Origin of the sequence: Peptostreptococcus canis (assembly GCF_014229965.1) — a bacterium.
GTDB classification, from domain to species: Bacteria; Bacillota; Clostridia; order Peptostreptococcales; family Peptostreptococcaceae; genus Peptostreptococcus; species Peptostreptococcus canis.
Genome location: NZ_JABGBW010000002.1, coordinates 334,146 through 346,619 on the forward strand (window position 1 = coordinate 334,146; position 12,474 = coordinate 346,619).

The 12,474-nt window shown below is 28.4% G+C and carries 10 protein-coding genes; 2 read left to right on the forward strand and 8 right to left on the reverse strand.

The genetic code is table 11. The features are described from left to right. Positions 1–115: 115 nt before the first annotated feature. The 5 genes from ptsP to HLB29_RS04580 all read right to left on the reverse strand — a co-directional run bounded on the left by ptsP (position 116) and on the right by HLB29_RS04580 (position 5,953). Complete coding sequence (ptsP, locus tag HLB29_RS04560; protein ID WP_185623967.1) at positions 116–1,831, reverse strand: phosphoenolpyruvate--protein phosphotransferase; 1,716 nt, start codon at positions 1,829–1,831, stop codon at positions 116–118. Between the two features lie 115 nt (positions 1,832–1,946). Beyond that, on the reverse strand, positions 1,947–2,213 hold the full coding sequence (locus tag HLB29_RS04565) for an HPr family phosphocarrier protein (protein WP_185623968.1): 267 nt from the start codon (positions 2,211–2,213) through the stop codon (positions 1,947–1,949). A 145-nt stretch (positions 2,214–2,358) separates the two neighbouring features. Further along, complete coding sequence (locus HLB29_RS04570; protein ID WP_185623969.1) at positions 2,359–4,098, reverse strand: Eco57I restriction-modification methylase domain-containing protein; 1,740 nt, start codon at positions 4,096–4,098, stop codon at positions 2,359–2,361. 32 nt (positions 4,099–4,130) lie between these two features. Continuing rightward, positions 4,131–5,156: an N-acetylmuramoyl-L-alanine amidase family protein gene (locus tag HLB29_RS04575; protein WP_185623970.1), complete on the reverse strand. Its 1,026-nt coding sequence runs from the start codon at positions 5,154–5,156 to the stop codon at positions 4,131–4,133. Between the two features lie 8 nt (positions 5,157–5,164). After that, complete coding sequence (locus tag HLB29_RS04580) at positions 5,165–5,953, reverse strand: Cof-type HAD-IIB family hydrolase (RefSeq protein ID WP_185623971.1); 789 nt, start codon at positions 5,951–5,953, stop codon at positions 5,165–5,167. Positions 5,954–6,106: 153 nt separating this feature from the next. Between HLB29_RS04580 and HLB29_RS04585 the strand changes: the two genes are divergently transcribed. Next, positions 6,107–7,150 carry an LCP family protein gene (locus HLB29_RS04585; RefSeq protein WP_185623972.1) on the forward strand — a complete coding sequence of 348 codons (1,044 nt, stop codon included), beginning with the start codon at positions 6,107–6,109 and terminating at the stop codon, positions 7,148–7,150. A gap of 60 nt (positions 7,151–7,210) precedes the next feature. Here the strand turns inward: HLB29_RS04585 and HLB29_RS04590 are convergent, their stop codons facing one another. Together HLB29_RS04590 and HLB29_RS04595 are read right to left on the reverse strand one after the other, a co-directional pair. Further along, positions 7,211–9,622, reverse strand: a complete 2,412-nt coding sequence (locus HLB29_RS04590) for a cell wall-binding repeat-containing protein (RefSeq protein WP_185623973.1) — start codon at positions 9,620–9,622, stop codon at positions 7,211–7,213. Between the two features lie 81 nt (positions 9,623–9,703). After that, positions 9,704–10,597 (reverse strand): PIG-L deacetylase family protein, encoded by an 894-nt coding sequence (locus HLB29_RS04595; protein WP_185623974.1) that lies wholly within the window; start codon positions 10,595–10,597, stop codon positions 9,704–9,706. A gap of 123 nt (positions 10,598–10,720) precedes the next feature. Here HLB29_RS04595 and HLB29_RS04600 point away from each other — a divergent pair, with 123 nt between their 5' ends. Beyond that, positions 10,721–11,797 carry a GNAT family N-acetyltransferase gene (locus HLB29_RS04600; RefSeq protein WP_185623975.1) on the forward strand — a complete coding sequence of 359 codons (1,077 nt, stop codon included), beginning with the start codon at positions 10,721–10,723 and terminating at the stop codon, positions 11,795–11,797. Positions 11,798–12,012: 215 nt separating this feature from the next. Here HLB29_RS04600 and HLB29_RS04605 read toward each other — a convergent pair whose 3' ends face one another. After that, complete coding sequence (locus HLB29_RS04605) at positions 12,013–12,369, reverse strand: NifB/NifX family molybdenum-iron cluster-binding protein (protein WP_185623976.1); 357 nt, start codon at positions 12,367–12,369, stop codon at positions 12,013–12,015. Positions 12,370–12,474: the final 105 nt, after the last annotated feature.

Consider the following 12,474-nt stretch of genomic DNA (forward strand, 5'->3'; position numbering starts at 1 on the left):
ACTATACTTGAATATATCATTCTTTGAGAACCTGTATAGTTAAAATTTATGATATAGTTTTAAATAAACAACATATAAAACGGCAATGAAAATTTCATTGCCGAATATCTATCACTTATCTATTATTTATAAATTCATTCATATATTTTTCAATCTCTTTTGCTGTACTCATAGAAAGAACTTTTTCAGCCAATATTTTCATATCTGATTCTTTAACTGAATTTATTAATCTTCTTGCTCTCAAAATGGATATAGGAGACATTGAAAATTCATCTAATCCAAATCCAAGTAATATTGGTATCATCTTCTGATCTCCAGCAGATTCACCACACATACCTACCCACTTACCTTCTTTATGAGCATTTTTTATCACCATATTAATCAATCTTAACACGGCAGGATTGAATTGATTATATAAATTGCTAATCTTTTGATTCATTCTATCAACTGCACAAGTATACTGAATTAAATCATTTGTACCTATTGAAAAGAAATCAACATGTTTTGCAAGTACATCAGATATAATAGCAGCAGACGGTATTTCTATCATCATTCCAATCTCAACATCATTTGAATAAGCAATACCTTCTGACTTCAATTCACTCTTTACTTCTTCACAAACTTCTTTTGCAGATAATAATTCTTCTAAAGAAGAAATCATTGGGAACATTATTCTTAATTTTCCATGAACAGATGATCTGAAAAGTGCTCTAAGCTGAGTTTTAAATATATCAGTTTTATCCAGACAAAGCCTTATAGCCCTATAGCCTAAAAATGGATTCATTTCTTCTTCCATTTCAAAATAGCTTAATTTTTTATCTCCGCCAATGTCTAAAGTTCTAATAACAATTGGCTTTCCATTCATTCCTTCAAGAACCGCTTTGTATGCCTCATACTGAACTTCTTCATTAGGAAATTCGTCACTGTCCATATATAAAAATTCTGTTCTATATAACCCTACACCTTCAGCATCATTTTTTATTAAACCTTCAACATCATTTGGTGTTCCTATGTTTCCTGCAAGTTCAACGTGTTTTCCATCAATAGTTACCGATGGCTTTCCTTTTAACAACTCTAATGCTTTTTTATCTTCTTCAAACAACTTTTTCTTTTCAGTATATTCTTCTATTATTTTTTGTTCCGGATTTATAAGAACTTCCCCTTTATCTCCATCAAAAATAATAAAATCTCCATCCTCTATTTTTTCTGTAGCATCATTTAAACCTACTACTGCAGCTATTTCCAAAGTTCTAGCCATAATAGCTGTGTGAGAGGTTCTTCCACCTATATTTGTCAAGAATCCAAAAACTTTTGATTTATCCATCGTAGCAGTGTCAGAAGGTGTTAAATCATGTGCCACTAATATAACTTCTTCATCAAGAGATGACAAATCTACAACTTTTATACCAAGAATATGTCTAAGTACTCTATTAGTAACGTCCTTTATATCAGCAGCTCTTTCCCTCATATAGTCGTTATCCATAGATTCAAATATAGTTACAAACATCTCTTTTACGTCATTTAATGCATATTCAGCATTTATAGCTTCATTTTTTATTTTGTTCTCTGCTTCTCCAATAAATTCCGGATCTTCTAAAACAAGTAAATGTGCACCAAAAATTTCCGCTTCTTCTTCACCTAATTCTCTAGCAACCTTTTCCTTTACCTTAGTTAGCTCCTCTTTTGAAACATTAACAGCATCACTTAGTTTTTTCAGCTCTACATCTACATTGACTTCTTCTATTTTTTCAATAACTATCTCACTATGTTCTACCACTAATGCATTACCAATAGCGATTCCTGGAGAAGCTCCTATACCATTTAACTTCATATCTTACCTCCTATATTTTGCACCTATAATGCTACAAAACACCTTGAATAATACCAATTATTCATGATTTTGAAAAAATGTTAAGGGTATCCCCCTTAACATCTATCAACAAAATCTACTTTTTTTCTCCAAAACCGTTTTCCACTAATTCTATCATTGAATTTAGTGCCAGCTCTTCATCTTCTCCCTTTGTTTCTATTGTTATTTCAGTACCTTTAGCAAGACCAAGTTTCATTATTCCCATAATCGATTTAGCATTAACTCTCTCACCTTCATGAATTAACTCCACACTTGATTTAAATTCAGATGCCTTTTTTACAAACATACTAGCCGGTCTGGCATGTAAACCCGTTTCATTGATAATAGTTACTTTCTTTTCCATTTATTTACCTCCAAAAAATCACTTAAATCAGCATACACTGTCCCTCTTGGACAACATGTGTCCCTGTTTTTCAATAAAATAAATTATATTTATATTCTACCCTATTTTATACAAAATTACTATATTTTTTTGTTTTTTTCTAACATTATTTTTTTAAACACCTATTTATCAAAAAATCTACCTCTTGTATCAACTCATTTCTTTTATCTACATTTTCTTCTGCCACTATTTTTTTGCCTAGCATTTCTATATCTTCGTAATATTCATCAACAAAAACTTTTGTTTCCAATAGTAAATAAGGATAGTATTCATATACTTCATTTCCCATTTTTTTTAAAAAAGAGTGCATATATTTTTGGTATATCTCGGAATTTAATAAACATAGTAAATACTCATAAGAAATTATGTTTTTGTATTCGTCTCTTATTGTAAACGAGTAAATATCAGCACTATAATAACAATTACCAAAATCCAAAGAAAATCTATTATCCCGACTCTTGAAGGGATATATTATTTTCGTCTTTTCAAATACATCGGCTGTTCTTCCCCAATGTAGTTTATACCATGTTCTAACCCCCGATTTTACTTCTCTTCTTGCGCATAGCTTTTCCTTGTATTTATTTATATATTTCAAGTATTCAGGTGTAAAATCCTCTATTTTCATATCATTTGTATACACTAAAATATTATCTGAATATTTCAAACAATATTTATTAATATCTTTGGATTTTATCCATCTTTTTATAAAAATATCATCTATACCTTTTATAACTTCTGAATCTTTATTTATTATAAAAGCTTTATCGCATCCCGTTATTACACCTTGATTACTCTCGACTATATCTCCCAATCTATAGCAATACTTATTTTTTATAGAATTGATGATTTCTTTTTGTTCATTGTTTACAACATACCAGTTTGAATCTCCAATTAGCACCATGCCATTTGACTTCCTTTCCCCTTCAGCTATTAGAGAATTCAAATTATTTTCCTTATCTACTATAATAACTTTAGTATCTGAAAAATATTTTTCAATATCAACTTGTTTTTTAATACTTGATTTTTTTCTAAATCTTATAATACAAGGTGATATTCCTATAGAACTTGTAAATGTCGTCCTACACCTTAAATCTATAAGTAATTCTATATCCGCGTTATTCTCAATATACTTTCTTAATAGAGATCCCGATTTTGACTCCAAAAAATACCTGGGAACTATATATTCACAAATACCTCCTGGTTTTAAAAGATCAACTGCCAATTTAAAAAAACAATAATATAAATCAGATTTATCCTTATACACTTCTGAATAAAGCCCACGAACCATAACAGAATAGTCTTCTCCTATTCCCTTATGTCCTACATAGGGAGGATTTCCTATTATGTAATCAAATTGTCCTTTTAAATAATCGGTATCGAATAATGCATCTTTACAAACTATATTATTCAACTTTATATCATTAATATTATAGTTTTTACTTATGTAATCTTTTAAAATTGTGACTGCTGCCTCATCTTTTTCAATAGCATATAAAATATCCAATATATCTTTTACATTCTTGGTATCTTTATGTTTTTCACTATTTTTGGAATTTCCTATCAATATTTTATAAATGTCATCATCTTTTAAAATATTTTCCATAATTTCGGCAAAAAATATCCCACATCCACAAGCTATGTCTAATATTTTATAGTCGGTTGATATATTATTCGTATTATTGTGATACACACTATTTTTCTTTAAAATATCGTCTTTTATTGTAGACAAAAAATCATCTACCATAAATTTTACAACTCTACACGGGGTATAATAAATACCATTTGTTTTTTTTGTATTCTCATCTATACTTTTATTATAATTATTGGCTATTTTATACAAATCCATTTTGTTCTCCAAAATTAATTTAATCACTCAAGCTACCTATAGTTGATTCTATCCCTAATTATCTCTTTTTTGTTATGATCGATAAATTGTAAAATTCCACCACTAATACCATCTGCTAATTCTTTAACTTTTTCATCATCTTCCAAAATAGCTTCGTCATTCTTATTGGTTATAAATCCACAGTGAACAATCACTGCCGGCATTTCTGTATACTTTAACACATCATAACTATTATTAATTATACCTCTGTCTTTCATCTCTACAAACGAAAGAGTTGCCTCTTGAATATTTAAGGCTAACTCTTTTGATAAATTCAACCTGGAGTTTTTTTCTATCTTATCTGTTTGCTTAGTTGGGTTTGAATTATCTTCTATATCCGAGATGTTTTTTGACACTTCTGTATTAGATTTGTTTGAATTATCTTTGCTACCCTCTATCAAGGATGGTTTTTCTTTTGGCTCAGTATAATACGTATCAATACCGCTAGCCTCATTGCTACTTGTTTGAGCATTAAGTCTGATTGATACAAATATATCAGTTTCATTATCTTTTGCCAATTTTACTCTATCCTTAATTGATTTATCATTATCATAATTTCTTGTAAGCATAACTCTTACATCTTTGTATTTTGATAAATCTTCTTTAATAAACTGGGCTATTTTTAAATTAATTTCTTTTTCAGAGAGTCCTCTATTTTTAGTTGATAGGCCGGCATTAATCCCCCCTTTGGCAGGATCTATCATTATATTTATAATACTAGCCTTTTCCTTCTCAATATCTTCTGCCGTTTTTATATTAGTTTGCTTGCTATCGGTATTACTAAATCGTTTTTTTATACCGGATATACCTTTAAATATTGAAAACACTATCAAAATAATAAAAATAAATAACAAAAAAACCCTAAATTTATTTACCCTCTTTTTCCTGGGTCTACTTATTCTATTATCTATATTCCCTTTATTCCCAATATTTTTCTTCCTATTTCCAGATTTATTTTTATTATTATATTTTTTTCCTATGTGTTTATTTCCCGAATTATATTTTATCCTCTTAGACATACTATCACCTAATCAATATTAAAATGTTTTTTGAGTATTTGAATAACCCCAAATTCATTATTCGATGGAGCACTGAATCTGCTTATTTGTTTGATTTTTTCGACTGCATTATCCATTGCATAACTATAATATGCTTCAGATAACATTTCAAAATCGTTCATTTGATCTCCAAAGGCCATTGTTTCTTTTTTACTTATACCTAATATTTTTTGTATTTTTTTTATGGCATTTCCCTTACTGGAACGCTTTGGAATTACATCCAACCATTCAAAACCGGATGTACATACAGTTGCAATGTCACCAAAAGTATTGACTATATTATCAAAATCAGAATCATAACCAGTTTTAGAATAAATAGAAATCTTCACAGGTAAATCATCCAAATTATAAAAATTATCTACAATCTTATAACTAGGTAAATACTGCTCTGCATTTTTCTTATCTTGCTCATCCTTTAAATCAATGTAAGAACAATCTTTAGCACAATACACCAATTTTTTATTATTCATACCGTTGACTTTATCAATTACCGAATGTGTAATATCTCTAGACAACTCTTCTACCATTATTATTTCCTCATCCATCTCTACTACTGTTCCATTCTCAGCTACAAAAATAACATGATCCTGGTAGTCATGCATCTCCTTTTTAAGACTGGCCAATTGCCTGCCACTAGCCACACAAAAATATATATTATTTCTCCTAAGAAAATCAATCACTTTTCCATACTCCGGACTCTTCTGCTTATTATCATTAAGAAAAGTTCCATCCATATCAACTGCTATTAACTTTACCATAAATCCTCCTAAATATTATACTAATATAATTATACCACAGAGATGCATCATTCCATAATAAAGAGGAAAATTTTTATTTTCTATTTATCCCTTTACTATATCCGCAATATTTAATATAATAATGTAGTGAGTTCTGTAGAAAGAGGTGATTAAGTGTCTGCACTTAGAAAATTCGTAATTTTTCTAGCTATCCTGGTTGTTACGATACCACTGGTATTTGCCGGTGTAATTTATTCAAAACTAAAAATGATGCATGTAAGTGGTGATTTTGATATACTATCCACTAATAAATATAAATATGATAATAGCATTACCAATATATTGATGATAGGTAGTGATGCAAGACCCGGAGAAGAAATATCCAGATCTGACTCTATGATGATTCTTACTGTTGATGGTAAAAACAAAAGTTTAAAATTAACATCACTTGGTAGAGATACATATGTCAATATTCCAGGACATGGATTTGAAAAATTGACTCATTCATATGCCTATGGTCAGGAAAAATTATTAATAGAAACGATAGAAGAAAATTTCAAGCTTGATATTCAAAACTATGCAAAGGTCGACTTCTTTTCATTTATGGAAATAGTCGATACTATAGGTGGAATAGATGTTAATATTAATGAAAATGAAATTAATGAAATGAACAAGTTTATAGCTGAATGCTACTCTTGGGATAAAAACCCTAAAAAGGGAAAGTTACAATACATAACAAAATCCGGAAATCAAAAACTTAAAGGTTATCAGGCTCTTACATACGCAAGAATAAGAAAAAGTGATGGTACAATGCAAAGAGATAATAGACAACGACTTGTTATAGAAGCCATATTAAAAAAGGTCAATAATATGTCTCTAACTAAATATCCTAAATTGCTTGATGCAATTTTACCTTATGTTGAAACCAATATGAAACCTACCGAAATATTAGGTTTAGGAAGGGAGGTTCTATCATTTGGAGATTTACGTTTAAATACTATGCAATTCCCTCTTCATCCGGAAAATGAAGTTAAATTACCAAAAGCAGGATACGTGATTCCATTTGAAGAATATGAACTACAATTCCTACACTCATTTATTTTTGATAATAAAAAGCCTACAAAGCTTGAAATACAAAATGCTGAAGATAGATGGAAGAATTCGGGAAGCAACTCTCAATATTCTAATGATTTAGATTATTCTTCAAGCAGCCAATAACTAAAAATAATCCCCAAAACTTTTTGCATAAAAATATTACAAAGTTTTGGGATTTATTAGTTAATTCAAAATTATTTTGGTAATAATAGCCTTATCTGAACCATAAGATTCAATTACTATTGTTTTGGTATTTTTTATATTTCTATCATAATCCGGAAAATACATATCATCTATTATATTTATCTTTTCATCTGACTTTAATTGACCGATAAACTCACCATCTCTAAACAGCTTTACAACATTATCCTCTTTAACCGGATTAATAGCAGGGTCTAAATGAAAATATAATTTGTAGTTATGTTTTTTTCCACCCATCGAATGTATATCGTCAATAATACTTATATCTGATAGTTCATTATCAAATTTTATACTTCTCTTAAATACTATGTCTTTGATTCTTTTAGTTACACCACATAACATATCCTCATATTTTGTATTACCTAACTTTACATCACTTCCGACAGAATCATTCTTCCCATCGACAACGAGTGTATTATGAGCGCTAAATCCTTTTGAATATTTAGCATAAGGATTAGAGTACTCGTATCCAAACGCACCGGCTTCCGTTATTATATTGCCATTTTTATATAACCAAAAAGATAAATCATCATCATGATGATGGTATTTTTTAAGATATCCGGCTCTTAACAGAAGATATGAATCTTTATTTTTAACAATATCATATCCGGAATTAAGAAATCTATGTCTCTCGAATTTTTCATTGTATTCATCAAGAGAATAATCATCGTAATAATCTTTTAAATCTATTTTCATGGTCTTACTATCACCTATATTTGGTATATTCAAATCAGGTAATAAAATCGCTCTGGAAAAATACTTTGTTTTTTCATATCTTTTTAATAATTTTTCATAATTTGGAGAATTTCCATCTTTCATATAATTAATAAAATTTCTATATTCTTTCAATATTACAAAATGATATTCAGGAGAATTTTCTAAATGTACACCATCATTATCAAATGTGGATAAAAAATATTCAATTAATCGTCTTTCCGCTTTATCGAAAATCTTTTTGTCACCCATCAACATTCCATATTCCAAACATGCCATGTCCTGAAACATCCCATGATTATTATTTCCTGCCCAAAAATCAGTGTTAGATATCAAATTTGCAATTTTCTTCATAGAATTTTCCATCAATCGCTCTTGTTCAGCGTTCATTAATTGATTAAAATTTGAATAAAAATTCAGATAATATGATAATCTTCTTGCCACAGTCTCATCGTGCCAGACCATGCTATTATCGATAGAAGCGTTTTCAGTTTCAAATTCTTTTATCATTTTCATGCCTATATCAAAATATTTTCTATCTTTGGTATCATTATAGGCATTGACAAGATCATTAAGAAAAAAGAATCCGAAAATACGCCTCTGTACCGATCTTTTCTCATTTAAAAACTTCTTAAAACTTCCATCATAGTGTAAATATAAATCAGCATTTTCCAGTACACTTATCTTTTTATCAATCAACTTATTTGCAGAAAAAATATAATCATCATTAAATACTTTTTTTGCAATAAGATCTTTTTTATTTAGATTTCTGTTTATCTTGGCTCTTAGCATTCCGCCTATAACATTTACTTCGCTGTAATTTTCTATACCGGAAAATTTAATAGGATTTCTATTATATAGCACTAAATTAGAATCATTTAAAGATGCATATGGAACTCCTGATAAAGCATCTGCAAAATCTTGTCCGGATGTAAGAAATATCTTAGTCGAATCACTAAATAATTCCTTGTTAATAAGAAATGATGTTTCGTATCTCGTCTTTCCATAATATCTCTTTGCTTTGATATACTTCTCATATTCTTTGTTAACACTGGATTTTCCACCTACTATAATGTTGTTTTTAAAATCATTTTCTATTATATATTTTTTAATATTATCATCTATTTTAGTAGGTAGTAAAACAATTGGAATTCTATTTTTATGGGCATAACATCCGATACTAATTGAATCTGCAAAATTTTCCCCACTTACAAATATCGCATCATTTTTTTTGTTAGAAAAATAATTTTCCAACACTTTTCGATTCGTTTCATATCTATTTATACCATATATTCTCTTAACCTCTATTCCTTCATTTTTAATGTCTGAAGCCACTTTTTCAGAAACCGATTTACTTCCGCCTATAATGGATACCTTTTTTACATTAAGACGCTTTAATTCATTTTTAATAGTATTTTCCAATTTATGTCCTTTTGTAAGCAAAATAGGACAATTTTCAAAGGATGAAACAGGCAATGAACTGATTGAATCAGCATAATTATTTCCACTTACTATTACGGCATTTTCTGACTTTTCAAATGCCTTATTTGATATGGCTACTGAAGTTTCTACTCTATTACTTCCATATATTTCATTAACAGGTACACTACTATTTGCATATGAAATGCTAGGTACAATTAATAATATCGATATTGTACCCAAAATAATTTTCCTCTTCATATCCACCTCCAAAAAAACTCATATTTAACATAAAATATGCTTAATATATGTTAATTAATATATTTACATAGGTTAACGATGCTATTTATACAAATTAAGAATTTCCTTTTCAAAAGACTTATTATAGTTGTAATTTTCTATCATTCTAAAAAAATTGGTGGCATTTTTCATTTTATTAAAAATAGACAAATTTTTTTTACTCACCTCAATAAACTTTTCAGCATCAATACACAAAAATAATTCGGCGTTTTTGAAATTTCCATCACCTAAATTCGACTTTCCTCTTTCTATCAATTCCACCACTTCAAAACTGATACCCTTCTGACTTGAATACATTTTAAAGGCTTTATGTTTTATCTTTGCAATATCATCAGGGTATTGCACATATCTATTGATAGAACCCCTTTGTAGAGAGTTATTAATTTCATATAAGAAAATTTCTCCATCAAAATCACATTTATCGTCTAAAGCTCTGGCAAGAGCAATGCTACACCCTCTATGATCTATATGATATTCACTAAAGGCTGTGGTATATATTCTCTTGTATTTCCTATCACTAAGAACTTCGACTATTTTTTTAGAAATTATATCCAAATTATCTTCGACTTTGAGATTTTCACATTCAATATATTCGAAATCATCTACTCCTAATATTTTAATTGCTTCATCTGCTTCTTTCAATCTCGTCTTCGAAATTTCAATTTCATCAATTCCATCTCTTTTTATCCTGCCATCAGTAATATACAAAACTTTCACATAGCAATTATTCTCTTTCAATTTTATAATTGTAGCGCCTAAACCTATACTTTCATCATCCTGATGAGGTGAAAGTACCAATATATTTTCATCAAACGGCAAGCTATCTTCTTTTAATTCCTCGTCCTGAGAAATTTCACTATAATACGATTTTAAATATTTTATATTTCTTTTCAAAATTTTAGGTTTGACTGTTTTTTTTATTATATTTTTTAACATTTTTAACCCTCTGACTTTATCATTTAAATATTTTTTCATTATCTATTATACCTTATGCATATTAATTTTTCAACATCTATGGTATAATGGGTACTATATTAAAATATAATTTAGGAGGAAAAAATGAAGACTGATATAATATCAAATTATGATGAATTTCTAAAAATTGAAAAAGAATACACTGATTTATGGGAAAGTTCAGTGGATAGAAATATATTTAATTCTCCTATATTTTTAAAATCCTATATAAAATCTTTCAGTGAAACTTATAAATTACACATAATATGCCTCAGAAATAATGGCATTTTAGTTGGCATCGCTCCTCTAAAAATTTTGAAAAAATCCTTTTTTTTATTAAAATGGAATGAAGTTAGATTTGCAACAGAGGGTGATTATAGAAGTTTTATCATCAGAAAAAAAATTAAAGAATCTGACATTGGTGAAGACCAGATAATTAAAAATCTGGTTTTTGAAATAGATAAACTAAATTGCGAGAGAGTCTGTCTTGATTATATAAGTCAACATTCTTCTCTGTATAAATATCTATCTAAAAATGATGATTTAAACCCGAAACTTTCTTATCATATACAAGTACCCAAACTCAATATGTACTCATTTGAAAGTTTTGAAAATTATAAAAAGCATTTCCCCAAGAAAACAAATAAATATAGAAATAAGCTTATTAATGACCACGATTATATTTTATCAGTTACCGATAAGATGAATGATTCTCTTTTAGATGAAATGGCTGAATTACATATAAAAGAAAAAAATTATCATATAGATAATGGTAATAATAAAAGATACTCTCTTTATGAAGACAATGGCAGAAAAAAATATATTTTTGACTTGCAAAAAGATTCTAAATACGTGCTTCACTTTATGATGAGAAGAAAATCAGATGACAAATTGATTTGTTATAGAAATACATACACATTAGATGATACCATATATTCCTGGAACACCGCATATAACCCGGAATTCAGTTCATACAGGGTAAATAATACATTCTTTTACGAAATATTCAAATATTTATTTGAATATAAATCTTACAAATTTTTTAACTTTGGCTCAGGAGGATATCCGTGGAAATTTTCATTTACAGATGATTTTGATGTATTATTCAAACTAGACTACTTTAATAAAAATGGTAAATTCATTGAAAAATTATTAAAATTAAAAAAATATTTTAATAATTAGATATATAAAAAATGTGATAGTAATCTTTGATTTCGAATATTTAATCAACTGATTATTATCACATTTTTATATAATTATCATTGTATAAAATTGATAGTATTAAATCATAAATTAAAAGTATTTACCTACTATTTTCAGAATAACTTTCCCCATGATTCTGATCTTCTTAAAATCATTTAACCCATTTTTAATCTATTCTAGAGCTCTTTTATTCCTTAATGATGACATGAGCCATGTTCACCATGACCAGAACAGTTTGCTCCTTCATTTTCCAATTCACCTTTTATACATTTTTCAACGGCTTTCTTAGGATCTCCATTTACTCCTGAATAAGCCCTGATTCCCATTTCACTTAATCCGTCTATTGCTCCTTGTCCCATACCCGATGTTATTACCACTGATATACCATTTTCTTTGATAAAATCCGGCATAGTAGAACAATGATTTCCTTGTGTACCAAGTTCATACACATCTGTTATTTGATCATTTTCCACAGTAAAAACAGTGAAGTTCTTAGCGTGCCCAAAGTGTCCACATATGATTCCATTTTCTGTTGTTACTCCTATTTTCATAATAAAATCCTCCCTATTTATATTATTAATTAAACTTATTTTATTAAAATCAAATTAATTATTGATTTGATTTTCTACTTTAAGATTATATATTAAATATTTAAA